The sequence below is a fragment of the Bifidobacterium sp. A11 genome (assembly GCF_000499185.1).
GTDB lineage: Bacteria > Actinomycetota > Actinomycetes > Actinomycetales > Bifidobacteriaceae > Bombiscardovia > Bombiscardovia mizhiensis.
The window spans coordinates 33,151-58,679 of sequence record NZ_AWUO01000001.1 but is presented as its reverse complement, the minus strand read 5'-3'; the positions used below and the strand labels follow the sequence as shown (position 1 = coordinate 58,679).

Sequence of the window (25,529 nt, the reverse complement as noted above, 5' to 3'; positions counted from 1 at the left end):
CGAGGGACATGACGGATTCTCAAGAACAGGGCACAGCCGGTGGACCCGACCGCCAGGATCATGATGGGGGCGACCAGCCCTTGTACGGCGCGCGCGCCGATCGTTATCCAGGATGGAATCCGTACATCTACGGTCGCCCAGACCCCGAACCCAAGGCCAAGGAATCCGATTCGTCCCAGGGCAACCCCGCCAATAGGCCCATGCCCATGGCGGGGCAGTCAGGTCCCGGCCGCGGCGGAAATTCTGGGAATCCTCAGACCCGTCCCGGTGCGCCAGGATGGCCTCCCCAGGGCATGCCCGATCTGAACGATCCATCCCAAAATCCTGTCTACGGCCACTGGGATCCCTGCGCCATCATCGCCTTCCTCATGGCCCTCTTCCTGCCCATGCCTGTGATTCCCGCTCTGCTCGGCGGCGTTTCCATGTATCGGACCCGCCGACTGCATATGAAGGGCTATGGGTTGGCCATGGCTGCCCTGATCATCAACCTGCTCTTCACCTTGGCTTGGATCTGGCTTCTGGTCAACGGGGTCTCCCTGAACGACTTCTACCAGCAGATGGTGCCGTCGCCCTCGACGGGTGGCGGCGGCTCAGGCGGGGATGGCGTCAGCGCCTGAAATCTAAGCAGGGGGTCATTCATATGGGCTTGGATATCAACATTGTCGTATTCGACGGGTTTGAACCCTTGGATGTCTTCGGCCCCTTTGAGGTTTTCATCAACACTGATGGTGCCCGGGTGCGGCTCTTCTCCTTGGACGGTCCTGGAGTGAAAGTCGGGGAGGGCGGTGTCAGGGTCGAAGCCCTAGGACCTGAAGCGATCGATCCCAAGGGAGTTTTGCTGATACCTGGCGGGTCCGGCACGCGAACTCTGGTTGGAAACGACCGATGGATTGGGCAGTTGGCAAGCCTGGCCGCCCAGTCGCCGCAGGTAATGACGGTATGCACAGGCTCGGCTCTCTTGGCTGCCGCCGGTGTGCTCGACGGTCGGCGTGCGACCTCCAATGACTTGGCCTTTGACTGGGTCGTCGGCACGGGGGACCGTGTGGACTGGGTCAAGGATGCCCGCTGGGTGGTCGATGGAAAGTTTCGTACCTCTTCGGGTATCTCGGCCGGTATTGACATGGCACTGGCCTTTGTGGAGGACACATGCGGGCCCGAGGCTGCGGACAGGGCCAGTAGGCAAATGGAATACATCCGCAACCGAGACTCCGGTTATGACCCCTTCGCACAGATGAAAGTATCGCGCAGCTAAAGCAGGTGCATAGCGACACGCCGAATTGTATAAATATGCGTTTTACTGCATGAGTATGTATGATGGTGCCCGATGAAGGGAGCGCTCATGCGGCAATACACGGTGGCTGTAGCGGGAGCTTCGGGGTATGCCGGCTCGGAAATGATCCGTCTATTGGCAGCGCATCCAGCCTTTCAGGTATGCACGGTCACCGGTCACGGCTCCGCTGGTCGACTGTTGGGGGAGTTCTCGCCCAACCTTCCGGAGTCGCTGGCCTCGCTGCGGATTCAGGATACGAAGCCGGAGATCTTGGCCGGCCATGATCTGGTGGTTCTGGCCCTGCCCCACGGGGCTTCGGGTCCCTTGGCCGAGCAGCTGGATCCGCAATCGCTGATGGTCGACCTGGGCGCTGATCACCGGCTGGAGGATCCGGAGAACTGGCAAGACTACTACGGCGGATCTTTCTCAAGTCCATGGACCTATGGGATGCCTGAGCTGCTCAATCCGGGTGGCAGTCGTCAGCGTCAGTTGCTTGGGCAGACCCGGCGGATCGCTGGTCCCGGCTGCAATGTCACGGCAGTCACTCTGGCCTTCCAGCCTGCCCTGGCCGCCGGACTGGTGCAGACCGATGATCTGGTGGCTGACCTTGCTGTCGGTTACTCGGGTGCCGGACGCTCAAGCGGCAGAATGGATCTGCTGGCAGCCCAGGCCATCAATTCAGCCCATCCCTACTCGGTCGGAGGCACCCACCGGCATATCCCTGAGATTCTGCAGAACCTGCGCAAGGCCGCAGCGGCGGATCCGAACCTCGGAGGTCTTGGGAAACAGCCCATCCGTTTGGGGCTGACCCCCATACTGGTCCCCATGTCAAGGGGGATTCTGGCTGTGGTCTCGGCCAAGCTGAGCGAGCGTGGACGGGGCATGGGGATGGCTGATATTCGCGCCGTTTGGGAACAGACCTATGCCGGGGAGCAGTTTATCGATCTGCTCCCTGAGGGCAGGCTCCCCTCCACGGCCGATGTGTACGGCTCCAACCGGGCCCAGGTCCAGGTCGCTGTGGACCAGCGCGCCGACCGCCTCTACGCTTTCGCCGCCATCGACAACCTGACCCGGGGCACCGCAGGCCAGGCCCTCCAGGCCGTAAATCTGGCCCTGGGCCTGCCTGAGGAGACCGGATTGACAACCATAGGAGTGGCACCATGAGCATCACCTACCCTGCAGGCTTCCGGACCGGCACCGCCATCGCCCATCGTCCGGGAGGTTCACAGCGCCGAAACCTGGCCTTGGTCGTCAACAGCGGACCCATGGACACGGCTGTTGGGGTCTTTACCCCCAATCGTTTCCGGGCCGCTCCGGTCATCTGGACCAGCCGAATCCTTGAAGAAGGCCATGCCGGAGCCGTGGTCGTCAACTCCGGCAATGCCAACGCCTGCACGGGTCCGGAGGGCCTGAACCAGGCCAGGGCCATGGCCGAGCGGACAGGAAAGCAACTGGGCCTGCCGGCCAAGCGGGTTGCTGTCTGCTCCACCGGGATCATCGGCCATCTGCTGCATCTGGACTCCATATTGACTGGCATCGACCAGGCTGCCCAGGAGATGTCGGCCAGTCAGGAGGCCGGCGAAGAGGCCGCCAAGGCCATATTGACCACTGACACCTGCACCAAGACCGTGGCTGTGGACGGATCCGGCTGGCGGCTGGGCGGCATGGTCAAGGGTTCCGGGATGATCGCCCCGCAGTTGGCCACTATGATCTGTGTAATCACCACGGATGCCATTCTGGAGCCGGAACAGGCACGTCAAGCCCTGTCAGAGGCCTGCCGGCTCAGTTTCAACCGGATCGACGTGGACGGGTGCATGTCCACCAATGACACCGTCCTGCTGATGGCCTCCGGGGCCTCAGGAGTACGGCCTGATCCCGACCAGTTCCAGGAGAAGCTGGGTCAGGCCTGCACGGACCTGGCTCATCGGATTGTGGCCGACGGCGAAGGCTGTAGGCATCGGATCCGTATTCAGGTGGATGGTGCCGAGAGTGAGGGTGCAGCCCTTGCCTGCGCCCGGGCGGTCTCCGGCTCAACACTGCTCAAGTGCGCGGTGGCCGGCGAGGATCCCAACTGGGGCCGAGTGGTGTCCTCCCTGGGCACTGTGCCGGTTGCAACGGCGGCCTATGACCCGGCCCATGTGGATGTCAGCTTCAACGGCATCAAGGTCTGCCAGGGCGGTCGTCCCGGCCAGGATCCGGAGCTGGTCGACCTGCATGTGCCCGAGGTCCATATCGACATCGACCTTGGTCAGGGTGACAGCCAGGCCACGGTATGGACCGATGATCTGACCCACGAATACGTGACCATCAATGCCGACTACCACACCTGACGGGAAGCCCGATCAGGCGCGCTGCCAAGAGCTGCAGCAATCGGAAGATGGTCATAAGGAAGGGGAAGAGGATGGCGGATGACGAGCAGAAAGCCGAAGCTGAAAAAGCCTTGGATGACGCCCGCAAGGCCCAGGTGCTCATCGAGGCCCTGCCCTGGCTGGAGGAGTTCGCCGGCCAGCGGATCGTAGTCAAATACGGTGGCCATGCCATGGTGGACGACCATCTTCGGCAGTGCTTTGCCCAGGACATGGTCTTCCTGAGGCAGGTGGGCATGCATCCGGTGGTGGTGCACGGCGGTGGCCCGCAGATCTCCAGCATGCTCCAGGCCCTGGGCATCCCCTCGGTCTTCCGCGGCGGCCTGCGGGTGACTACACCGGAGACCATGAAGGTGGTTCGCATGGTGCTGACCGGACAGGTGGGCAGGGATCTGGTCGGTGCCATCAATGCCCACGGCCCCATGGCTGTCGGCCTGTCAGGTGAGGATGCTGGCCTCTTCAGTGCGGCTCGTCGTACCGGTATGGCGGATGGCAAGCCGGTTGATTTGGGCCTGGTGGGCGAGGTCGTGGGCGTGGATGCCTCGGCCGTCGAGGATCTGATCGATGCCGGGCGAATTCCCGTCGTCTCCTCTGTGGCTCCCGACGAGCAGGATCCCACCCAGGTGCTCAATGTGAATGCCGATGCGGCAGCTTCGGCTCTGGCAGTAGCTTTGGGGGCCCGGAAACTGGTCATTCTCACCGATGTGGAGGGACTGTACGCCAACTGGCCCCAGGCCGACTCCCTGGTCTCCAGCATCGGGGTGGACCGGCTGGAGGATATGTTGGAGGACATGCATGAGGGGATGCGCCCCAAGATGGAGGCCTGCCTGCAGGCCGTGCGCTCCGGGGGTGGGAGACGGCCCACGTCATCGACGGACGGCGACCGCATTCCATGCTCAACGAGATCTTCACCCGCAACGGCATCGGCACGGTGGTCGTACCGGGCAAGGACATGATCATGAGGAGGAGCCATGACGAAGGCTGATGCACCTATGAGGACTCCCGAGGGGCCGCAGAGCAGTCAATGGGCAGACCGCTATGACCGCGTCCACATGCAGGTCTTCGGTCGGCCGGGCAGGGTCATGGACCATGGTCGAGGCGCCTGGATCTGGGACCTGGACGGCAACCGGTATCTGGACATGATGGCCGGAATCGCGGTCAATGCCCTGGGCTACGCCCATCCTGCCTGGAACAAGGCACTGGCTGAGCAGGCTGGGAAGATGGCCCACATCAGCAACTTCTTCGCCTCTCAACCTCAGATTGAGCTGGCCGAACGGCTGCTGGACCTGGCTCAGGCACCGGAGGGATCACGCGTCTTCTTCGCCAACTCGGGGACCGAGGCCAATGAGGCGGCCATCAAGCTTGCCCGGCTGCATGGCGCTCGCATGGGCGGGCATCCCGGTCGGATCCTGGCTCTGACCCATAGTTTCCACGGCCGCAGCATGGGCTCCTTGAGCCTGACATGGAAGCCGGCCATCCGTGAGCCCTTCCAGCCCTTGGTTCCGGGTATGGGCTTCCTGCCGGCAGAAGACGGCGTGGCTATAGAGGAGGCCTTCGCACAGGGGGAGACCTCGGGAGAGCCGGTGGCTGCCGTCATTCTGGAGCTCATTCAGGGAGAGGCCGGGGTGCTGCCGCTGAATCCTGACTACGTTCGGCAGGTGCGTGAGCTCTGTAGCCGGCATGGAGCCCTGATGATTCTGGACGAGGTGCAGACCGGCATGGGCAGGACCGGCCACTGGTTCGCCTTCCAGGACCAGAGCTTGTCCGGAGGAGCCTGCCCGGACGTACTCACCTTCGCCAAGGGGGTGGCAGGCGGATTCCCCATGGGCGGGATGATCACCTTCGGCCCTGGGCCGTCAGGTCTGCTGACCCCGGGCATGCACGGGTCCACCTTCGGCGGCAATCCCCTGGGGTCGGCTCTGGCACTGACCACCTTGGAGACCATCCAGCGGGAGGGCCTGCTGGAACGGGCGCGGCAGATGGGCGAGAGGTTGCGCGCCGGCCTTACCGACTGCGGCAATCCTCTCTATACCCAGGTCAGAGGCAGGGGACTGTTGGATGCTGTCCAGCTGAGCGCTCCCTGTGCCGGGGATCTGGCCTCCGGGGCCCTGGACCATGGGCTGATTGTCAACGCGGTGGCCCCCGATGCCCTGCGTCTGGCTCCGCCCCTGATCATCGAGGCCGATCAGATCGACCTGGCCGTGGATATTCTGTCCAAGGCTCCGGCCAGTCTCGCGGACAAGGGCTTGCGGCAGGATGATCAGTGAGATCAGCCATCAATGACGTGCATAATCATAGCGATAGGGAGGCAGAGATGAACAAGGGTTTGCGGCACATGCTGCGTGACGACGACCTCAACCACGAGGAGCAGTTGGAGGTCCTTCGACTGGGCATGGCTTTCAGGGCAAATCCCTATTTGTCCCAGCCCTATCAGGGACCTCAGGCCGTGGCCATCATCTTCGACAAGCCCAGCACGCGCACCAGGACAAGCTTCTGCGTGGGAGTGGCCCAGCTGGGCGGCTATCCCATGGTCATCGACAGCTCTGGCTCGCAGCTGGGCCGTGGCGAGCCCGTGGCGGACACTTCCAACGTGCTGACCCGGATGACGTCCACCATAGTCTGGCGCACCTTTGGCCAGGATCGGGTGGAGACCATGGCTGCACATGCCACCGTGCCCGTCATCAACGCGCTGACCGACTCCTTCCATCCCTGCCAGGTTCTGGCCGACTTCCTGACCCTGGCACAGCATCGGGGTGGGGTCGACGCCCTGGCTGGCATGACCATCGCCTACCTGGGTGATGCAGCCAACAACATGGCCAACTCCTATCTGCTGGCCGGGGCAGTAGCCGGTATGAACGTGCGGATTGCCGGACCCAACGGCTTCCTGCCCGATCCAAACCTGGTGGAACAGGCGCGGACTCTGGCCGCTGAAAACGGAGGATCCATTCTGGTCACCACGGATCCGGTCCAGGCCGTGGAGGACGCCGACTGCGTCTTCACTGACACCTGGGTCTCCATGGGCGAGGAGGATCAGTACGCCATCCGCTCCCATCCCTTCTTGCCCTATCAGGTCAACGCTCAACTTATGGCCCATGCCCGCCCGGATGCCCTCTTCCAGCACTGCCTGCCCGCATACAGGGGCCGGGAGGTGACGGCTGAGGTCATTGACGGCCCACAGTCCGTGGTCTGGGACGAGGCGGAAAACCGACTGCACGCCCAGAAGGCCCTGATGACCTGGCTGGTGGCCCGCTCCCGGGGTGACGAATCCCTCCTGCAGGGGGTGTGCTGATGCGTCCGACGACCAAGGTGGCCCGGCTGGATGCCATCCGCCAGGCTCTGAGCCGACATCGGGTCAACTCCCAGCAGCAGCTGTCAGCCCTGCTGGCAGAGCAGGGCATCGAGGTGACCCAGGCCACCCTGAGCCGGGACCTGGACGACCTGCATGCCACCAAGTTGCGGTATGCAGACGGCAGTATGGCCTACTGGATTCCCGCCACGACCGACCAGCAGGCCATGGAGGCCGCTGCCGCAGAGGGACCTGAAGTCGAGGGGGAGAACAAGACCGATGCCTACCTGGCCAAGATTCTGACTGGGCTGATCACTTCGGTGGGCCGGGCCCGCAACCTGCTGGTGGTCAGAACCCCGGCCGGTGCCGCCCAGTATGCGGCTTCCGCCCTGGACCGCCAGCCCATCAATGGAATTCTGGGCACCATAGCCGGGGACGACACGATTCTGATCATCGCTGCAGACGATGAATCGGCTTCATCCCGGGCCGACTGGCTCATGACCATCGTCTCCGGCCAGGAGGATGTCAAGGCCCGATGATCGCTGGAAGCACGAACTGAATATCTATATCTGCAAGTGTGAAATTACAAGGAAAGAGGATCGCCATGACCGAAAACAATCGCATCGTGCTGGCCTACTCGGGCGGCCTGGACACCTCGGTGTCCATTCCCTACCTCAAGGAGCGCACCGGCAAGGATGTGGTGGCCGTCTCCCTGGATGTGGGCCAAGGCGGCGAGCGTCTGCAGACCATCCGCCAGCGGGCCCTGGACTGCGGAGCCGTTGAGTCCGTCGTGGTGGATGCCCGGGACGAGTTCGCCAGGGATTACTGCATGCTGGCGCTCAAGGCCAATGCCATGTATGAGGGTGTCTACCCGCTGGTATCGGCAATCTCGAGGCCGCTGATCACCAAGCATCTGGTCCAGGCTGCTCACCAGTACGGTGCTGACACCATAGCCCACGGCTGCACCGGCAAGGGCAACGACCAGGTCCGTTTCGAGGTCTCCATCATGTCCATCGACCCCTCGCTGAAGGCCATCAGCCCCATCCGTGACCTGGGATTGATGAGGGATGTGGAGATTGCCTACGCCAAGGAGCACCACCTGCCCATCGAGCAGACCGAGGAGAGCCCCTATTCCATCGATCAGAACGTCTGGGGACGGGCCATCGAGACCGGCTATCTGGAGGATCCCTGGAATGGGCCCACCAAGGATGTCTACTCCTACACCGACGATCCTGCCTTTCCACCGGTCGAAGATGAGGTGACCATCGACTTCGAGCAGGGCATCCCCGTGCGCATCGACGGCAGGGCTGTCACGCCTCTGGAGGCCATCGAGGAGATGAACCGCCGGGCTGGAGCCCAGGGGATCGGACGTGTGGATCTGATCGAGGACAGGCTGGTGGGTATCAAGTCCCGCGAGCTCTATGAAGCACCCGGGGCCATTGCCCTGATCACCGCCCACCAGGAGCTGGAGAACTGCTGCTTGGAGCGCGAACAGCACCGGATCAAGCGCGACATCGACAAGCGCTGGGGCGAGCTGGTCTACGACGCCCAGTGGTACTCGCCGGCCGTCCGCTCCCTGAACGCCTTCATCGAGGAGACCCAGCGCTATGTCTCCGGCCGCATCCGCATGGTCATGCACGGGGGGCGGGCCGTGGTCACCGGTCGGCACTCCGACAGCTCCCTATACGACTACAGCCTGGCCACCTACGAGTCCGGCGACAGCTTCGACCAGAACGCCTCCAACGGGTTCATCGCCATCTACGGCCTGGCCGACAAGGTGGCCGCCGCCCGTGACATGCGCTTCGGCAACGGCATCGCGCAGGACGGACAAGAGCAGTGAGCACCGGCGACAAGCCTATGGCCCTCTGGGGCGGGCGCTTCAGCGGTGGTCCCTCGCCGGCGTTGGTTGAGCTCAGCCGGTCCACCCAGTTCGACTGGCGACTGGCCGATGACGACCTTGCCGGTTCCCGGGCCCACGCTCGGGCCCTCAACCGTGTTGGGTTGCTGGACGATGGCGAGCTGGCACGTATGGAACAGGCCCTGGATGAGCTTCAGGATCAGGTGGACTCCGGCGCCTTCGCCCCTGAACCTGGCGATGAGGACGAGGCCACGGCGCTGGAACGCGGCCTGATCGATATTGCAGGGGACCAGCTGGGCGGCAAGCTGCGGGCCGGGCGCTCGCGCAACGATCAGATTGCCACCCTGATTCGGATCTGGCTGCGTCGTCACGCCCGGGTGCTGGCCAAGGATTTACTGCGCACGGCCCAGGCTCTGATGGATCAGGCCAGGGCGGCGGGTACCACGGTCATGCCTGGCCGCACCCACATGCAGCACGCCCAACCAGTTCTGCTGGCCCACCAGCTCATGGCCCATGTCTGGCCCTTGGTTCGTGACCTGGAGCGTCTGAGGGACTGGGATCAGCGTGCCGATGCCAGTCCATACGGATCGGGTGCGCTGGCTGGCACCACCCTTGGTCTGGACCCCCTGCCAGTGGCCCGGGATCTGGGCTTTAGCCGGGTCTGCGCCAACTCCATCGACGGGACTGCTGCCAGGGATGTGGTGGCCGAATTCGCCTTCGTCGCCGCCATGATCGGCGTGGACCTATCTAGGCTGGCCGAGGAGATCATCATCTGGAACACCCAGGAGTTCGCCTTCGTTCGCCTGGACGACGGCTATTCGACCGGGTCCTCCATCATGCCTCAGAAGAAGAATCCGGACGTGGCCGAGCTGGCTCGCGGCAAGGCCGGTCGACTGGTCGGGGATCTCGCTGGCCTGCTGACCACTCTCAAGGGGCTGCCGACAGCCTATGCGCGCGACCTGCAGGAGGACAAGGAGGCGGTCTTCGACCAGGTGGATACCCTGGAGGTCCTGCTGCCCGCCTTTGCCGGCATGGTCGCCACTTTGACCTTCAACAAGGATCGGCTGGAGGAGCAGGCACCCACAGGATTCGCCCTGGCCACCGACCTGGCCGAATGGCTGGTCAGGCAAGGAGTGCCCTTCCGGCATGCCCACGAGCTCTCCGGAGCTTGCGTCAAGCTGGCCGAGGGGCGTGGTTGCGAGCTGGCCGACCTGGATGATGATGATTTCATCAGAGTCTTCGCTGACTGGGTGCCCGCCGATCGGGCTCCTGAGGTCCGCTCTGTGCTGACCGCCGGGGGGGCCGTGCGCGCTCGCCAAGGCCAAGGGGGCACCGCACCGGAGAGGGTCAAGGAGCAGATGGACCAGGCTGCAGATGCGCTGAAGGATCTGAAGGCTTTCGCCGACTCGCAGTCTGATGGGTCCGCCTACCGTCCGCCCAAGTGAGCTTTCTGGTTTCCGCCAGACCGGTAGCCGCGTTAAAATTCCGAACGGCAATTCCCCAAGAGGGAAGGTAAAGAGCGAAAGGCGGCGGCGAACATGAATCCGGTGGCACTGGTCCAGGCCTGGTGGGCCAAACAGCACATCACTCTGGCCAAGGAGCCGCCCGGCTCACGCCAAGGGTTGTGCTCGCCACCGGATCAAGGCCGCGACCTGGAGCCGCTGACCATGCTGGTGGTGGGCGACTCCATGGCGGTCGGCTGCGGGGTGAAGGACCAGAGCCAGGGCTTCGTCCCTGACATAGCCGCCTGCCTGGCCACCCGGTTGGGGCGCCCGGTATCCTGGTCGACCCAGGGTCGGTTGGGGGCCACCATCCGCAGGGTGCGCTACCGATTCCTGCCCGCTTTGCAGGACCATCCTGATCTACTGGTTCTGTGTGCAGGATCAAACGACATCATGGCCAACCGCACCGATGAGCAGTGGCGGGATGACCTGGCTGCCAGCATCGAGCTGGCTAAAGACAAGGGCCGCCAGGTGCTGGTCCTGAGCTCCGGTCAGCTCTATCGGGATCCTGCTCTGGGCCGGGCGCTCAGGGCCGAGGTGGAGCGTCGGATAGCCCGCCAGACGCAGACCAGCCGTCAGGTTTGCCAAGAGGCCTCGGTGCCTTTCGTGGATGCCACCCGCGACGACGTTGGCACTGACCGACCCGACTTCTGGGGTATCGATCACTTCCATCCGGGGGTCCAGGGGTACCGGCGTATGGCCGCCTGCGTGGTCGACCATATTCCCCAAGACCTGATTGATCAGTTGTCTGTGTCTGTACATTCCTGACTTGAATACAGCGATTACGCTGAGAGGTTCCTTCTGGTCGCCCTGCCATAGGTCAATAGTCGGCGGTCAAGAGTCAATCGACAGCGTCTGATCCGCAATGAATAATCAACCCAGCTTCATTCCTCGGGAATTCCGGCTTGGTGCGGACTTGTCTGCGGCTGTCCAAGGCCCTGCCGTGTCGGTATCTGTTGCAAGAATAGTAGGGTTTAGCATACATTCATCAAATATTCGATAGGGAGTAGCCTCTCATGTCGCAGGTCACCGATTTCAGGCAGGCGGGTTTCGACTCGCTTTTCGACGAACTCAAGTGGCGCGGTCTCATTGCCCAGTGCACGGACGAGTCCGAGCTCAGGAAGGTGCTGGCCGACCCTTCGGTGACCTATTATTGCGGATTTGACCCCACGGCCCCCTCACTGCACGTGGGCAATCTGGTCCAGCTGCTCAACATGCGCCACCTGCAGGCTGCCGGTCTGCATCCCATCGCCGTTGTGGGCGGAGCCACCGGGCTGATCGGTGATCCCCGGCAGTCGGGGGAGCGTACCCTGAACCCCAAGCAGACCGTGGCCGAATGGACCGAGCGCCTGCGTGGCCAGATCGGGCGCTTCCTGGACACCAAAGGTGAGAATCCCGTCCGGTTTGTCAATAATTATGAGTGGACCGGGTCCATGAGCACCATCGACTTCCTGCGCGATGTGGGCAAGAACTTCCGCATGGGCACCATGCTGGCCAAGGACACGGTTGCCCGCCGTCTGGACTCCGACGAGGGCATCTCCTTTACCGAGTTCAGCTACCAGGTGCTTCAGGGCAACGATTTCCTGGAGCTCTTCGACCGCTACGGATGCAGCCTGCAGCTGGGCGGCAGCGACCAGTGGGGGAACCTGACCAGCGGCCTGGACCTGATTCGCAAGGTTCGCAATGCCTCCGTCAACGTCATGACCAGCCCATTGATCACCGATTCCCAGGGCAAGAAGTTCGGCAAGTCCGAGGGCAACGCGGTCTGGCTGGATCCCACCATGTTCAGCCCCTATCGCTTCTACCAGTTCTGGTTCAACCAGCCTGATGACCAGGTGGTCAAGCTGCTGAAGACCTTCACCTTCCTGCCCAAGGCCGAGATCGAGCGTCTGGAGGAGAGGACCGCCCAGGATCCGGGCGCGCGCGAGGCCCAGAAGGTTCTGGCCTGGCAGGTGACCTCATATGTGCATGGCGAGCATGCCGCCCAAGGGGCCATTGATGCCTCGGGTGCCCTCTTCGGTCGCGGCAAGACCCTGGAGGAGCTGGACGAGGATGTGCTGGATTCTGCTCTGGACGGGCTCAAGGTCGATGATGGCCAAGGCGGGCGAGCTCTGCCCGCAGCCAGCGAGGGCCAGCGTCTGGTGGAAGCCGGGGTTGCGGCCGGACTCTTCCGTTCGGTCTCCGAGGCGCGCAAGACTGTGGCATCGGGCGGTTTTTACCTGAATAACCAGCGGGTCGAGGATCCGGATCAGGTTTTGGAGAACAAGGACTTTCTGCATGGGCGCTTCGCCCTGGTTCGCAGAGGAAAGAAGGCCCTGGGCGCACTTGAGCGTCGGGCCAGCAAGTAGGAACGTAGGAATTAAGGACACTGATGGCAGAAGAACACAATCATTCCCGGGGCGATCGCGGACGGGGCCGGGGCGGTTCGCGCCCAGGAGGCTTCCGGTCGGGCGGCCGTCGCTCTTCGGGCTTCCATAAGGGCGGTTCGCATTCGGGCGGATACCGCTCCGGAGGCTACCGTTCGGGAGGTCACCGTTCCGGCAACTTCCACAACCATGACGGCGAGAGCGGCGAAGAGCGTCGTTCCGAGGGCAGGAAAGGACAGCGGCCCTTCCGCGGACACGGGCACGACCGGTTCGACCGCGACCATCGCGGATACCGGCATGACCGTCAGGATAGCCACGGCGGCTTCCACAGGGATTCCGACCGGGATCGCCACTTCGACAGGCGTGATGACCGCCACGATCGTCGACAGGATGGTGACCGTCCTCGTCGCGACTTCCACGCCAACGGTCATGGTGGATACGGGCATCATGATCGTGACAACGACCGCGGTCGGTCGGGATATGGCTACCAGCGGCATGACCGTGACCACGATCGTGGTCACGGCTTCCGTAGCGACCGTCGTCGGGATGACGACCGGAGGTTTGATCGTCGGAAGGATGAGCGGTCCGGTGGGGATCGCCCATGGAACAACCGCTCCCGTGATGACCGTCCACGCCAGGAGCGTTCACATGGAGATCGTCACTATGGCAACCGTTCCTATGGTGACCGTTCCCGTGATGACCAACGTCAAGGCGGCTATCGGGGGGACCGTTCCCATGGCGACAGGTACCAAGGCCAGCATGGTCGCGATGACCGTCGCCGTGATGACCGTCGCGGGACTTATCAGCGTGACCGCCAGAATGGATATGACCGCGGTCGCCGCAACTCAGACGGGACCATCTCCTACCCATCGCAGAACCCCTACACGGATCGTCGGCCTGGCGAGCCCAAGATGCCCAAGGGCCTGGAGTGGTCCATGCTCTCCAAGGATGATCGCCTGCGCCTGCGCGGACTGAGCAAGGAGCATGCCGAGAACATTGGTCTGCACATCCTGGCCGCCTATGCGCTGGAGGAGACCGACCCCCAGGGGGCCTTGGCTCATGCCAAGTGGGCTGCCCGGCAGGCTTCGCGGATCGATCTTGCCCGTGAGACTCTGGCCCTGGTGGCTTATCGTCAGGGCGACTACAAGCTGGCCTTGAAGGAGTTCCGCACCGCACACCGTATGAACGGCTATTCCGATTACCTGCCCTTCATCGCCGACTGTGAGCGTGGCCTGGGCAATCCCCGCAAGGCCATTGAGGAGGCCACCTCCGAGGAAGGCAGCCAGCTGCAAGGCGAGTCCAAGGCGGAGATGTTCTTGGTTTATGCCGGAGCGCTGGGCGATCTGGGCTTGTGGGACAAGGCCATCGAGACCGTTCAGGCCCTGGTCAAGGCCCGCGGGCTCAGCGGCGACTACCGGATGCGTGCCGTGCAGGCCGAGCAGAACTTCCTCGAACAGGCTGGTCGCAGCCAGGAGGCTCTTGCGCTGGAACCCCTGCTGGATCGGTTGGAAGCGGAGTATGCCGACGAAGATGAGGACGAGGATGGCCAGAAGGACGGGCGGTCTGAGGAAATCCTGATCGACTACGACCTGGAGCACCTGGATCCGGCCATGATGGAGGATCTCTCCATTGACCCGGATGGCGGTGAGGAGGACTCGGATGAGGCTGAAGTTAAGACTGAGGTCGCTGAGTCTGATGTCACTGACGAATCGGTACAGAGTGCCGATGAAAGCCAGGTTGAGGAATCTCCCGAATCAGTAGCTTCGAACGATTCAGCGGACTCGACTGACACAGTCGATTCAGCTGATTCGACTGAGTCAGCTGAATCATCCCCAAGGTCCGAATCCGGAATGCAGGAATCGTCGGATGCTGTGGAGCGATCCGATGAAGAGACTTCTCGCCTTGATGTGGAAACTTCGGGGCATGGCTCTCAAAGTGACCAGACTGGCGACGAAACCGACGCGACTGTTGCCGATGAACCGGCTACTGACGATGGTGATCTGTCCGGCCAGGACGCAGGATCCGAAGCCGATACTGCCGATCATCAAAATGAAGAGTCCAAGGATGAGCAGGTCGAGGGATCTGATACGTCTGATGAAGCCAAGGCCGAATCATGACCGTCTTCCTTAAAGGAACTGAAGACGCCCCGGCAAAGATCTACCGTCTGGCTCTGCTGGATCTGGACGGAGTAGTCTACCGGGGCGCTGACCCTGTTGAGCATGCGGCCGAGGGGATCGACCGAGCCCAGACGCTTGGCATGTGCATGGCCTATACCACCAACAACGCATCCCGGTTTCCCCATGTGGTGGCCGATCAGCTGCGCGGGTTTGGGCTGACCCTGGACGATGGCCAAGTCATCACTTCCGCCGTCGTCGCAGCACGAATGTTGCGCCGATACCTGCAGGAGGGCGCCCGGGTGCTGGTCATCGGTTCAGACCATTTGCGCGAGCAGATCCGCATCAACGGGATGGTGCCCGTGGATAAGGCTGCAGACCAGCCAGAGGCTGTCATCCAGGCTTGGTATCCCGAACTGAGCTGGCAGGACCTGGCCCAGGCCGCCTTTGCCATCGAAAACGGTGCACGTTACTTCACCACCAACAAGGATCAGACCCTGCCTCGGGAGGGCGGTATGGCGCCCGGCAATGGGGCCATGCTCCAACCGGTGATTCTGGCTACTGGCAAGCAGCCGGAGGACTCGGCGGGCAAGCCGGAATCGGCCATGTATGACGAGGCTCGGCAGCTTTTGGCCGGCGACCAGAAGAAGATCCTGGACATTGACCGATGCTTGCCTGTGGGCGATCGTCTGGACACCGACATCGAGGCAGCCAACCGGGGCGGATACGACTCTATGCTCGTCCTGACGGGTGTGGCTCGAACACCCGCCATTCTGACTGCACCAGCCAAGTGGCGGCCGACCTATCTGGCTGAAGACCTGCGTGGCCTGGCCGAGTCGCAGCCACAGCCCAGCAAGGAGGCAGACCAGATCTGGCACTGCGGCGACCAAACCGCAAAGGTGGATGATGACGGGCATGTCACCTTGCGTGCTCTTGAGGACGGTAGCGACCCCATATCTGATCTGGATGCTGTGCGGGCCTGTGCCTGTGCGCTCTGGGAGTATCAGGATCGTGGTGGCGATATGGATTTGCTGGATTTGCCTGCCTTTGTCATCGGGGCGTAGCGTCCATGTCGGAAGAAGTCAAGTCAGGACAGCTTGGAGCGAGTGGATCTTCGCAAGGTACCAATGACTACGGGCTGTCTGAGCAGTCCGGCCAGACCGGGCAGCCTGTTGAGGCTGAGCATTCTAGACGATCCTCACAGACAGAAGACGAGAATACAACTGCGTCAGCGTCTGAAGAGCCCATGGATAAGCAAGCCATGGCCCCTCTTTTGGAGCGTTTCCCTGATTTGGCGAAATTGGACGATCTGAACGATGCCCAACAGGTTGAGATGCTCGGCAAGGTGCTGGTCGGGCTTCAGCAGGATCTGAATCGGGAGGGCAAGTGAACGATGAGGATACGGTCGTCAGCGCTGGGGATGGTCGCCGAAGAACCGTGGCACTTGCTCGCGACCGGCTTGATCGCATCTTGCCTGCACAGGGACTGACGGATTCGCGGGCCAGAGCTCAGGCGCTGATTCGGCAGGGCCGGGTTACGGTCAACGATCATCAGGCATCAAGGCCTGCTCAGAGTGTCCAGCCAGGCGATGTGATCCTTCTGGATCCGGGCGATGACTATGCCTCCCGGGGAGCACTGAAGCTGGAGGGTGCCCTGACGACTTTTGCGGCGCAGGGGATGCCCGGTCCGCAGGACAGGCTCTGCCTCGATATCGGGGCGTCTACGGGTGGTTTCACCGACGTTCTGCTCAGGCATGGTGCCAAGCGGGTTATAGCCCTTGATGTGGGCCATGGACAGTTGCTTGAACGGATTGCCGCTGACCCTAGGGTAATTGACATGAGCGGTGTCAACATACGCGAAGTCCAGCCGGGCGACCTGCCGTATCGTCCGGAATATGTGGTCTCGGATGTGTCCTTCATCTCGCTGACCTATGTCATTCCCGTACTGCCTGGGTTGCTGGCGCCTGATGCTAACTGCTTGTTGCTGGTCAAGCCCCAGTTCGAGGTCGGACGTAGCCTGCTGGGCCATCATGGCATTGTGACGGACGAGGATCGCAGGCAAGAGGCTCTGGATCGCGTCTTGGCCTGTGCGCGCGAGCATGGATTCGCTGTACGTGCCACTATGCCATCGCCCATAACCGGAGCTCATGGCAACGTGGAATATCTGCTTTGGCTGTCCTGGTCTCAGTCGGCCTGAAGCTCTGCGGTTCACCGCCTTCTGCGCGACACACCAGACTGGACAGAATCCACAATTGCGGTAGTATAAATGAGTTGTCAAAAACGAGTTCCTCGTCAAGATGACATGCGCCAGTAGCCCAACGGATTAGAGCAGCTGACTACGGATCAGCAGGTTGCAGGTTCGAATCCTGTCTGGCGCACCACACGGAAGCCCTACAGCCACAAAGGCTGCGGGGCTTTTCCTTTACCTTCGCCAAGGCCCGCAAGCTCCAAAATGTATACTAAATGTATACTAAATTGCATCAGATTAGTCCGAGGAGTATTCTGACACTTCCGGAGCATAGAAAAAGCCCCGCCGAAGCGGGGCTCATTTTTAGTCTTACTTGAACAGGCCCCAGATGCTGAACGTGGTCTTCCGGTAGATCTTGTTGTAGGCGGCTTTCTTAGGGTTTCGTATCCACCCCATGCCCTTCTTTCCATATCCGGGTATGAGGGCCTTCTTCGCCTGCTGCTTCCACTTGCCCGTGGTTCGCGCCTTGAGTGAGCGTCTGGGGTTGTGGGTATGCATGCGGCAGTTTATTGGAACAGATGCTCTCATTCGCGTCTATCTGAGGGGGGCCAGATAACAGGCTGTGCGAGCACTTCAAGTATTAACTTTCCTTGTACTTTGGCACCAAGACAGATATCCACTGGCAGGCTCTAATCTCGTGGGTGCGCGGAATTCGGTAGAGCTGTTAAGCAATTCCTCGTTCCATAGTGTGCCGTCTTTTTGGATGCGCTTACATAGGTTGCTTGAACTTATGCCGAAAGAACAGTATATGCGATTCGTGAGTTTTGGAGTTGTTGAGACTGTCACGTTGAGCGCAATAAGGTTATCGTTTTTTTTACTTGAGCTTGGTAGGATTCGGTGTATTTCACGTTCAGATCGATTCCAGCGACAGTCCAAGATGCCAGACCCTCGGCATTCTCGACGGTGAAATTGACTTCGTCATTCACATGGTTGAAGACATTGCCTCTACTATTTTTCTTAGGTTCTGCGAAGTATCTGCTGTTTAGTTTATTGGTTGAGTTGTAGTGCCGGTGGCTGCACGGTAGCTAACATAACCGGTGGAAGAGCTAACGCGGCTGTGCTGGCAGCGACTAGCTTCCACGGTTTATCTCTCTGTTTGCTGTGACTATCAGTAGATTATTTAGCCGTTCTGCAGAAAAAGCATAGTTGATTTGACTGCCAATTTGCATTGTGATACTAGCGGTTTGAGTAAAGTATCTGTGGGTAGTCTTGGATGATTTAGAGGGCACGTCGTGCTCATACACGATTTGATAGGAATTTCCTTGGTATATGGTTTCATCTGCGTGGTACTCGACTGATTCTAAGAGCTTGAGTTCAGTTTTCTCATTGTGCTAGGTCCTCCATGCGCAGCTTGTGCACTCCCGATTGGGTGATGTCGGCATGCTAGCAGTAGACGAATTCGTGGACGAGCTAGTAGCGTGCCAGCAGTAATTGAGTATCCGATTGATGAGGATGGTCCCGCTGGTTTTGGCGTGAAGTCATTCATGCTTTCCTATTGGAGCGTTTTGCCAATGGTTATGTTGAACCACAGGTTCAGCTTTAAATCACCATCACCCCCAAAATGTTATCAGTAAAGAGAAAATAATGCGGCAGATAATCCCATGCCTGAGCATCTTGCAAAGAGATATAGACCGCTACACTTCTTTTTTTGCGGCTAGATGCGCATTATTGTATAAACGGGTAGTTGGATCGCTTCCATTGTCAGCAGGGCTTTATGATCTCGGATATCTCGAGATTGGAGGCTTCATCTCCGCGACTTAAGAGGCTCTAGCCGCAGGCTTCAGAGCGTCTATAGCCTCATCAGGATGGCTGTCAGATTAAATGGTGTTGTACTGATAAAAAAGCTTCTCGAACCGAAACGGTAATCAGGTCGGGGAAGTCTTTTTGTACGGGAGTATTTTGAAGTGTAATGTGGTACGCATGACCTTACCAACGTTGGAAGAGTTTAGAAAACTAGAGGTGTTGCCATATACACGTCCATCTGATCCTCTTTCTTGCACAGAAGAGGACGTTGAAGGTCTTTTCCTTTTCAGTCAGCAGCGCAAGTCCATATGGCGTTGTTTTATGGATTGGCAGAGGCGCGTTTTGAGGTTGTTTGGATCAGCCAGATTCTGGTTAAATGGAAGTTTCGTGACGATTAAAGAAAACCCGCATGATATTGATGTGGTCGTGATTGTAAGCCGTAAGTCATTCCGTGAAGCGATAACATTGCATAGTGCTGAATTTGCTGATTTAACAACGCATAATGATTCTGATGGGAATCGTGTGCAACCGTGTTCGGGAATGGTGGATTCCTTCATCACCGTGGAAGAACCCGAGATCTTGGGCTATTGGGATAATTTGTGGTCCAGCGTGAATACTGATAAGCATTATCTTTCTGATGGCATTACAAGAAAACGGTATCTGGAGGTGACACCCGCATGAGCTCTTCAATATCTGATGATGTCAGAAATTCCTATGTTGCTGCCTTGAAATCAGCGATGGACGAAGATGATTCGATAGTGCGCGATGGATTGCTACAGTCCTTGCAGATGTCCTCTCAAGGTAACCAAGAACTTGACAAGCTCTTTATACAAGTTACTTCGCCGGCGGAAGCCACAGCGCACGTTCACATAACAGAACGTGATTCTTTCCGTAACCATGCAGCTGATGCTATGGCTTTATCTGATTTTATTAAAAGCATTGCTAATGCTGTAAAGGCGCAGGCAAGGAGTCTTTCAGGGAATAAAAGAAGATCATCAAGACTTTTAGTGACAGCCATCCAACCTGGATCTCTGGACGTAGTATTTGAGGTTCCGCCACTACTTATAGAGAAAGGTGAGCAGTCGGAGACTTTTGCTGCTGATGTTGACAATACTGAATCTGTTGATTTGAAGGCTTTGAATGCTGTAACAGCTGTCTTGTCGGTTGCTTCTGATCTGGAAGATGATTCACTTAAGTCCAAGCTTTCTCCAATGCCTTTGGAAACGCGGAGAGCTTTAAAGGGCATTGCGCGAACTGTCGACCGGGCAAATTGGGATATAGAAGGTGATATCTCAACATTCACTGGGCATGATACGAAAATCAAGCTATCAGGCGAAGGGGCGTTGAGACTTAATGGCGTACTAACATCAATGCCGGAACCTGAAGAAGCAGAAACGCTTACAGGATATATTGACGGGTATAGACGCTCAGACGGGAAATTGTATCTTAGGAAAGAGATTGATTCGAAAAAGTCGAGTGCTGTCGAGGTTAACACTCCAAACCTGATACAGCTGGTATCACAGTACGCAGTGAATGGGAAAACCAAATATAGTCTTTCTGTCTTGAAGTCTGAAGTATCGGATGAATTGGGAGCAGTGATCAAGACTAAGAGAATTCTGGAATCTATCACTCCAGTGAAAGAAGCGAAGCAAGACACTTTACCTATTTGAGTTTGCAACCATGAATTATCTACATTCGTGGCTCAATTGTTTTATGGACACTTTCCCTTAGGTAGTCTGATTTTGTTATGCCGTCCGGTTCCCCCTGAAGTTTTCGGGCGGCATGACCTTATCGTTCACAGGTGTGCATGCTTAGCCTGTTATACCGGTGTGCCCGCAATGGACGATCTTAGCAAAGCGAATCGGGCCGTCTTGACGGGTTCCTGCAAGCATTGCAGGCTTCGCGGGGCTGCTGCGGAGTCAGGACAGTTCCTCGGAACGTTCTGACTTTGCGGACGCCTTCAACTGGCTTATGCTCTATGATCTTCCTGCCGGTAAGGATGTTGACTTTTTCAGCGATCATTCGATTCGTGGATACAGGCAGTGGATCAGGACACTGGCTTTGTTCAGTGGGGACGATCAGCGGGCCGCGATCGTTGGTTGCGTATTGCCAGCAGATGTTCAATGCTGCGTATTGCAGCAGGAAGCGCAGACCAAGTCCTCGATCTTTCAACGACCCGCAGGCCGACGCGTCCCATGTACCATCAGTCTCGCTGGTAATGTCGCAGTCCAGGCCATTTGCAACTGCAGCATATTCTTTCCATGAGATGCGAAGGGCTGAAAGCAATCTCCTCTGCACGGAGAGCTCCCTTCGCTTGTTCTTGTATATGGCAAAGGTTTCATTCTCTCCCTTGGCCGCTGCTAATGAGGGATCCAGAAAGAAATCATCTTCCGAAACGCCCCACCACAAAGGCATGAGTTTGCCAAGAACTGCGTTTTCAGCCGTCTGGTATCTATGCTGCAGGGTTTCGTTTTCTTGCGACTCGTTAGGTAAAACAGAATACATTTTATTTCATCTTCCTGTAATTGGAACTAGACAGGGCTGATATCTAAACGATATCTTCACTTATTATCTTAGCGTTTTTGATTTGGGCAAATCCTGTTTACGGAATGAACATGGGCTGCTAGGGTCGGAGGATATTTACCGGGAGAACGATCCGTTTGTGACACTCAGAAATCACCTTCCGTACTCTTTGATGATGGCTCGCGGATTCCCGCCTCAGATGACCAGCGAGGGCAGTTGACCATCCTCCTTCGCAGGGGCTCGATCAGTATATAGATCAGGAGTAGCAGGCTGGACTCAGCCGGCAGAACAACGAACGCCTAGAAGATTTTCACTAGCAAATCGGAGTCGACTTTGTGCCTATCCGATAGAGGACATAGAAAGGACCACCAGATAGATCGACCGCACATGCAGGAGCAGGTGGGTCGACTACCCTTATTTCTATGGAAAAGCATGTAGATATACGTATAGAGATTGACGATAGGCTAGGCGGCACCATGCCCGCGGACGATGATTTGTATTTGATTGGACTCAGCCTATTTGTTTTCAATCGCCTTTATCAGTTTATGATCGAATTGCTGGGATACGACACAGCCGTGACGAAAACTTGGCATGAGCTGATGGATATGCCATTAAAGGGAATCACCGACAATCTCTGCAGTTTTATCTGCCGTATTTATGGCATCGATGAGGAAGAAGACAAGCAGCATGTAAATGCCGTGTTTGACGAATTAGTTGAACGGCGTAACCGAATCGTCCACGAATTCATAGTCACGGACGAAACTGGCCAAGCCTTACGTACCAAGACAAAACACAATTTTCCAGACCCAGAAAAACAAAATCAGCAGTTTCCTGTCACTAGAGGATTTATGCAAGATTTTATTTCTGACACCAAGGACATGGAGTATAAATTAAACAATTTCCGGGAGTACCTATGGGGTAACCACTTGATCTAGGTGAATTCGATCTGCTCCAGACCCGGGCTCTCGTCTAGCGTTTCCATTGCTTTGAGGCATTCCCAGTCTTTGGCGTGGCGGTAGTGTTCAACCATGGCGGCTGAGGAGTGCCCTATAATCTCATTCATAAACTCGGTGCCGCCTAGAGGGTGATTGCGCTGCGCGTAGTCTCGTGGCCTGAATGTGACTCCCGGTTGGATATATGCACCAGCTCCATCAGGGTTCGAAGGTCAGCCATATCCTGTTTCGGATCGATGACAGATTTATCGTCGTTATAGAATAATTGATTATAGTGATTGGGATACTTGCTTGTGGCTTTATCCGATGCTGTAGTACTTGAGCGATCACGGGCACCATTGGGGCATGCACTTGGGGTGGGTAAGAAACTATTGGCCCGAGAGGTGGAGCATGCCGACTTCGTGCAGTATTCGCCACTTGCATCCGTATAGTTGGCATTTCGTTTCTTTCCGGATGACCAGCTATTTGTACCTTTGCGTTCGCACCTATGGTCTTTCTGCAGTTCTTCCAATTCCCAGTTGAACTCATAGTTGCCGACCAGAGCCCTTTTTCCGCGGGTACTTGCCCCGCTACTTTGATGGCGCCTTTCTGTGGTTTGCTGTGCTATTCAAGCATTCTCACTCCTTTTCGACTTCATGGTCCTCGTATAATAAGGCCCTTTTTGTGTAGACGAAGGTCCAGCTCGCCAAGCACTTCCCTTTGACGCATGCCGATTAGTAGCCAGGACCACATGCGTGCTCCAACGCACTTGTCAGCCAAGGCTACAGTGGCGCGCAGCATCAATTCCATCTCCAACATGCTGAAAGTGGTCTCTCTCCCCTCCCCCCCCCCCCTGACGACGATCGTCTAATGTCGTGCATCGTTGCTTTGAGAAATAGGTGTCTTTTCAGCTGGGTTGGAAAGGATGATCCTGTATCTTTTTGGCATTATGGAAGAAAGAGCGTGGCCTCGACCTCTGCTATTTCTTCGGGCTGATGCCTGCGTCTATGAGTATCCGCACCTTACAGTCATGAGATTTGGTCGTGAACAGTAAGTGCGTAATAACATATGGGATAAATTTCACTAGCGGCTTGTCCTGAAGTCTGCCAGATGGTTTTTGCGGGACGCTGGTACGCATTCCGTAGGCCTTTGGAACTACCATCTTTCTTTTTTCTTGCCCAGGAAGACGGGGAGTATGAGTCTAGCGTGGCTGTCTTGTTCGCTTCCACCCTATCTTTCTCTCTAATCTCTTGCATCAGGCACGGATTTTTAATGCGACGGATTCTGATCTATCTGTGGTGAAGGTCTTCTTTCGCCGCCCGTCCAGATTGTACCCTACGTATATTGTGGCTGCTTCTACTGTATCTTGCTTTTGACGACGGGTTACGGTCCCTGTCTTTGTTCGTTAAGGCGGCCTTGTACTCGAAAGGTATCCCGGCTTCGATAGCTCTTTTACGCTTCAGCTTCTGCCTTCCAAATTTTCTGTGACATTTGGGTGAAAACTTCAGACCTTCGGTGGTGTATTAGTCGTGTATTTATGGTGTAAAATTGTTGATTTTCTGGAAATCTGCCAGATTGGTTCCTTATCTGCTCTTATTGCACTGCTGATTCGTAGTCAGCAGGTGGCAGTTTTGAATCCTGTCTGCTGCACGAGAAGTTAATAGTTCCAGAGCTTCAAGGTTTGGGGCCATTCTTGTTTTCAGAATCGGACATATTGCTTATATTGGATCCCCCTTCGGACTGACTCTGGCCGCATAGTATTGCGGCAGATAAGAGCCGCCACATTCTCGGGCCGGTATCTGGTCAGGAGTCCTATATGCAAGTATGGAAGCTCGATTTTCTGCGTTTTCCATACGTTCAGTGTGTTCATCTGTACCGGTAGGATCTCGGCAATCTCTACGGATGCCAGCGGCTTTGTTCGGCGGCGTAGCTATTTTCACTTTCATTGGTTCTCATGACTCGATTTGGCTTTGATATATAACCGGCAAGGGGACTGGGAAGACGCACTGAGATGGTCGTCAGGTCTTCGTCAGATATGTGGACAGGATTGGTTCTATATCGTTTTTCGATGTTCCATCTCGTGTTCGGGTCCCATTTTGTTGGGCATCTCGATATCCGCTTCGAAGTAGCCGCTAAATTCCCGCCAGCTCCATAGTCAATTCCTGGCAGTTCAGAGCTCTTGTATTATATTTTCTGATGTCATTGTCATGGCGTGATATATAAGCCACTTACCCGAGCTGCTCTCTATTGAGTCGCTTTGGTAGATGGCTACCATTTCCAAGAGACGGCCTTTAGAATCCATGCCTATGGCTATTGAAGGAACGGATTTGTCGATTCTTGCCACGGAGACCATGCCCGATTTCCAGGACAATACTCAGGGATTGGCAATGGGTGGCGAGTGTGATTGGTATGGCGTTGATAACCCGTCTGAGGTGCTTCTCCAGCCTGCATTTTGGTTGAGCCATGCTGATAATCCTTGAAAAATGAGGGTGTCAAAGACTTTTGGCGGGGAAATTTTTGGTGAGCGAGGGGTTGGGTTGATAGCTTGAGAGGGTCGGACTTGCGCAGGTCACGATGATGCAACCACATAGTCATCAAACCAACATTGGTGAGCGGACGATGGTCAGGGAAAGCGAGTGGCAGGGGTATGGAACTGGGCAATCAGATTCGCCGGTATCGCTCGGAGCAGGGCATGTCCCAGGATGATCTTGCGGGGAAGATATTTGTGTCCCGCCAGACCATATCCAACTGGGAGAACGACCGTACCTACCCGGACGTGCAGAACCTGCTCCTCCTGTCCAACCTCTTCGAGGTGACCATAGACCAGCTGATCAAAGGAGACCTCGACATCATGGATAAGAGCATTGATTCGGAAACCAAAAACCTTCGCCGACTCGGCTTGGTCTGTGGAATTCTCATGGTCTTCATGTTTTTGACCCTTATCGTCGGGTTTACTTTCTATTTGAAGTTGAATAAGTCAGATGTGATTCTGTATGCCACGCTTGCCTTGGCTCTGATAACGGGCATTTTGGGTATCATAGCTGCCGCGTACATCGAGCAGATTAAAGCCCGCAATGATGTGCAGACCTATCGGGAGATCAAGGCCTTTCTGTCTGGCGGAGAAGTGGACCGCAGTAAACGAACCCGCTTTGAACGAAAGTGGGTCATATCCGGAAATCGATACTACAGCCAGGCGTTTAAGTCTCATCCGATTGTGGGGCCGGTCATCCATTTCTGTGTGACTTCTGCCGTTGGATTCTCTTTGGGTGCAGGTATCGTCTGGACTCTTATTCATATCTTTGGCATGATCTGACCTGCGTAG

22 protein-coding genes, 1 tRNA gene and 1 pseudogene are annotated in these 25,529 nt (G+C 57.6%); 22 read left to right on the top strand and 2 right to left on the bottom strand.

From position 1 onward, the window contains the following. Window positions 1-8 precede the first annotated feature (8 nt). The 17 genes and pseudogenes from P273_RS0100245 (at window position 9) to P273_RS0100165 (ending at window position 17,142) form a co-directional block, all read left to right on the top strand. Complete coding sequence (locus tag P273_RS0100245; protein WP_024626524.1) at window positions 9-617, top strand: DUF4190 domain-containing protein; 609 nt, start codon at window positions 9-11, stop codon at window positions 615-617. A gap of 23 nt (window positions 618-640) precedes the next feature. After that, window positions 641-1,252: a DJ-1/PfpI family protein gene (locus tag P273_RS0100240; RefSeq protein ID WP_029675945.1), complete on the top strand. Its 612-nt coding sequence runs from the start codon at window positions 641-643 to the stop codon at window positions 1,250-1,252. Window positions 1,253-1,339: 87 nt separating this feature from the next. Next, entirely contained in the window at window positions 1,340-2,434 is a 1,095-nt protein-coding gene (argC, locus tag P273_RS0100235; protein WP_024626522.1) for an N-acetyl-gamma-glutamyl-phosphate reductase, read from the top strand. Next, window positions 2,431-3,600, top strand: a complete 1,170-nt coding sequence (gene argJ, locus P273_RS0100230) for a bifunctional glutamate N-acetyltransferase/amino-acid acetyltransferase ArgJ (protein WP_024626521.1) — start codon at window positions 2,431-2,433, stop codon at window positions 3,598-3,600. Before argC ends, argJ begins: the two co-directional genes overlap by 4 nt. A gap of 71 nt (window positions 3,601-3,671) precedes the next feature. After that, window positions 3,672-4,621: pseudogene (gene argB, locus P273_RS09170) on the top strand (acetylglutamate kinase). Continuing rightward, window positions 4,608-5,903, top strand: coding sequence for an acetylornithine transaminase (locus P273_RS0100220; protein WP_155804658.1), 1,296 nt, complete (start codon window positions 4,608-4,610; stop codon window positions 5,901-5,903). Before argB ends, P273_RS0100220 begins: the two are co-directional and overlap by 14 nt. Window positions 5,904-5,950: 47 nt before the next feature. Continuing rightward, window positions 5,951-6,925 carry an ornithine carbamoyltransferase gene (gene argF / locus P273_RS0100215; protein ID WP_024626519.1) on the top strand — a complete coding sequence of 325 codons (975 nt, stop codon included), beginning with the start codon at window positions 5,951-5,953 and terminating at the stop codon, window positions 6,923-6,925. Continuing rightward, window positions 6,925-7,461, top strand: coding sequence for an arginine repressor (locus P273_RS0100210; RefSeq protein WP_024626518.1), 537 nt, complete (start codon window positions 6,925-6,927; stop codon window positions 7,459-7,461). Before argF ends, P273_RS0100210 begins: the two co-directional genes overlap by 1 nt. Before the next feature lie 65 nt (window positions 7,462-7,526). Further along, the gene (locus tag P273_RS0100205; protein ID WP_024626517.1) at window positions 7,527-8,762 is read left to right on the top strand and encodes an argininosuccinate synthase; all 1,236 of its coding nucleotides are present in this window, start codon (window positions 7,527-7,529) and stop codon (window positions 8,760-8,762) included. A gap of 17 nt (window positions 8,763-8,779) precedes the next feature. Then, entirely contained in the window at window positions 8,780-10,225 is a 1,446-nt protein-coding gene (gene argH, locus P273_RS0100200; RefSeq protein WP_081709221.1) for an argininosuccinate lyase, read from the top strand. Window positions 10,226-10,318: 93 nt separating this feature from the next. After that, window positions 10,319-11,050 (top strand): SGNH/GDSL hydrolase family protein, encoded by a 732-nt coding sequence (locus tag P273_RS0100195; protein ID WP_024626515.1) that lies wholly within the window; start codon window positions 10,319-10,321, stop codon window positions 11,048-11,050. A 248-nt stretch (window positions 11,051-11,298) separates the two neighbouring features. Continuing rightward, complete coding sequence (gene tyrS, locus P273_RS0100190; RefSeq protein ID WP_024626514.1) at window positions 11,299-12,630, top strand: tyrosine--tRNA ligase; 1,332 nt, start codon at window positions 11,299-11,301, stop codon at window positions 12,628-12,630. Between the two features lie 23 nt (window positions 12,631-12,653). Further along, window positions 12,654-14,765 (top strand): lipopolysaccharide assembly protein LapB, encoded by a 2,112-nt coding sequence (locus tag P273_RS10120; protein WP_024626513.1) that lies wholly within the window; start codon window positions 12,654-12,656, stop codon window positions 14,763-14,765. Next, window positions 14,762-15,826, top strand: a complete 1,065-nt coding sequence (locus tag P273_RS0100180) for an HAD-IIA family hydrolase (protein ID WP_024626512.1) — start codon at window positions 14,762-14,764, stop codon at window positions 15,824-15,826. The genes P273_RS10120 and P273_RS0100180 overlap by 4 nt, the downstream gene beginning before the upstream one ends. A gap of 182 nt (window positions 15,827-16,008) precedes the next feature. Further along, the gene (locus P273_RS09905; RefSeq protein ID WP_155804657.1) at window positions 16,009-16,152 is read left to right on the top strand and encodes a hypothetical protein; all 144 of its coding nucleotides are present in this window, start codon (window positions 16,009-16,011) and stop codon (window positions 16,150-16,152) included. Window positions 16,153-16,199: 47 nt separating this feature from the next. Then, window positions 16,200-16,958 (top strand): TlyA family RNA methyltransferase, encoded by a 759-nt coding sequence (locus P273_RS0100170; RefSeq protein WP_029675944.1) that lies wholly within the window; start codon window positions 16,200-16,202, stop codon window positions 16,956-16,958. A 107-nt stretch (window positions 16,959-17,065) separates the two neighbouring features. Then, window positions 17,066-17,142 (top strand) — tRNA-Arg (locus P273_RS0100165). A gap of 176 nt (window positions 17,143-17,318) precedes the next feature. On the opposite strand, the gene P273_RS0100160 is transcribed toward P273_RS0100165, so the two are convergent. Then, window positions 17,319-17,507: a hypothetical protein gene (locus P273_RS0100160; RefSeq protein WP_024626510.1), complete on the bottom strand. Its 189-nt coding sequence runs from the start codon at window positions 17,505-17,507 to the stop codon at window positions 17,319-17,321. A gap of 1,422 nt (window positions 17,508-18,929) precedes the next feature. Here P273_RS0100160 and P273_RS09900 point away from each other — a divergent pair. Both P273_RS09900 and P273_RS0100155 read left to right on the top strand, forming a co-directional pair. Then, complete coding sequence (locus tag P273_RS09900; protein WP_155804655.1) at window positions 18,930-19,433, top strand: DUF6932 family protein; 504 nt, start codon at window positions 18,930-18,932, stop codon at window positions 19,431-19,433. Then, window positions 19,430-20,422: a hypothetical protein gene (locus tag P273_RS0100155; protein ID WP_155804654.1), complete on the top strand. Its 993-nt coding sequence runs from the start codon at window positions 19,430-19,432 to the stop codon at window positions 20,420-20,422. The genes P273_RS09900 and P273_RS0100155 overlap by 4 nt, the downstream gene beginning before the upstream one ends. Before the next feature lie 178 nt (window positions 20,423-20,600). Here the strand turns inward: P273_RS0100155 and P273_RS0100150 are convergent, their stop codons facing one another. Beyond that, on the bottom strand, window positions 20,601-21,257 hold the full coding sequence (locus tag P273_RS0100150) for a hypothetical protein (protein ID WP_024626508.1): 657 nt from the start codon (window positions 21,255-21,257) through the stop codon (window positions 20,601-20,603). Window positions 21,258-21,751: 494 nt separating this feature from the next. On the opposite strand from P273_RS0100150, the gene P273_RS0100145 reads away from it, so the two are divergent. From P273_RS0100145 to P273_RS09165, 3 genes are all read left to right on the top strand, one after another. After that, window positions 21,752-22,210, top strand: a complete 459-nt coding sequence (locus tag P273_RS0100145) for a hypothetical protein (protein WP_172637222.1) — start codon at window positions 21,752-21,754, stop codon at window positions 22,208-22,210. 2,261 nt (window positions 22,211-24,471) lie between these two features. Continuing rightward, window positions 24,472-24,687 (top strand): hypothetical protein, encoded by a 216-nt coding sequence (locus P273_RS09895; protein ID WP_172637221.1) that lies wholly within the window; start codon window positions 24,472-24,474, stop codon window positions 24,685-24,687. A 167-nt stretch (window positions 24,688-24,854) separates the two neighbouring features. Next, window positions 24,855-25,520 (top strand): helix-turn-helix transcriptional regulator, encoded by a 666-nt coding sequence (locus P273_RS09165; protein ID WP_024626505.1) that lies wholly within the window; start codon window positions 24,855-24,857, stop codon window positions 25,518-25,520. Window positions 25,521-25,529: the final 9 nt, after the last annotated feature.

Coding starts and splice junctions, on each gene's coding strand:
- P273_RS0100245 (WP_024626524.1), top strand. CDS start 9: ATGACGGATTCTCAAGAACAGGGCACAGCCGGTGGACCCGACCGCCAG.
- P273_RS0100240 (WP_029675945.1), top strand. CDS start 641: ATGGGCTTGGATATCAACATTGTCGTATTCGACGGGTTTGAACCCTTG.
- argC (WP_024626522.1), top strand. CDS start 1,340: ATGCGGCAATACACGGTGGCTGTAGCGGGAGCTTCGGGGTATGCCGGC.
- argJ (WP_024626521.1), top strand. CDS start 2,431: ATGAGCATCACCTACCCTGCAGGCTTCCGGACCGGCACCGCCATCGCC.
- P273_RS0100220 (WP_155804658.1), top strand. CDS start 4,608: ATGACGAAGGCTGATGCACCTATGAGGACTCCCGAGGGGCCGCAGAGC.
- argF (WP_024626519.1), top strand. CDS start 5,951: ATGAACAAGGGTTTGCGGCACATGCTGCGTGACGACGACCTCAACCAC.
- P273_RS0100210 (WP_024626518.1), top strand. CDS start 6,925: ATGCGTCCGACGACCAAGGTGGCCCGGCTGGATGCCATCCGCCAGGCT.
- P273_RS0100205 (WP_024626517.1), top strand. CDS start 7,527: ATGACCGAAAACAATCGCATCGTGCTGGCCTACTCGGGCGGCCTGGAC.
- argH (WP_081709221.1), top strand. CDS start 8,780: ATGGCCCTCTGGGGCGGGCGCTTCAGCGGTGGTCCCTCGCCGGCGTTG.
- P273_RS0100195 (WP_024626515.1), top strand. CDS start 10,319: ATGAATCCGGTGGCACTGGTCCAGGCCTGGTGGGCCAAACAGCACATC.
- tyrS (WP_024626514.1), top strand. CDS start 11,299: ATGTCGCAGGTCACCGATTTCAGGCAGGCGGGTTTCGACTCGCTTTTC.
- P273_RS10120 (WP_024626513.1), top strand. CDS start 12,654: ATGGCAGAAGAACACAATCATTCCCGGGGCGATCGCGGACGGGGCCGG.
- P273_RS0100180 (WP_024626512.1), top strand. CDS start 14,762: ATGACCGTCTTCCTTAAAGGAACTGAAGACGCCCCGGCAAAGATCTAC.
- P273_RS09905 (WP_155804657.1), top strand. CDS start 16,009: ATGGATAAGCAAGCCATGGCCCCTCTTTTGGAGCGTTTCCCTGATTTG.
- P273_RS0100160 (WP_024626510.1), bottom strand. CDS start 17,507: ATGCATACCCACAACCCCAGACGCTCACTCAAGGCGCGAACCACGGGC.
- P273_RS09900 (WP_155804655.1), top strand. CDS start 18,930: ATGACCTTACCAACGTTGGAAGAGTTTAGAAAACTAGAGGTGTTGCCA.
- P273_RS0100155 (WP_155804654.1), top strand. CDS start 19,430: ATGAGCTCTTCAATATCTGATGATGTCAGAAATTCCTATGTTGCTGCC.
- P273_RS0100150 (WP_024626508.1), bottom strand. CDS start 21,257: ATGTATTCTGTTTTACCTAACGAGTCGCAAGAAAACGAAACCCTGCAG.
- P273_RS0100145 (WP_172637222.1), top strand. CDS start 21,752: ATGCCCGCGGACGATGATTTGTATTTGATTGGACTCAGCCTATTTGTT.
- P273_RS09895 (WP_172637221.1), top strand. CDS start 24,472: ATGGCTACCATTTCCAAGAGACGGCCTTTAGAATCCATGCCTATGGCT.
- P273_RS09165 (WP_024626505.1), top strand. CDS start 24,855: ATGGAACTGGGCAATCAGATTCGCCGGTATCGCTCGGAGCAGGGCATG.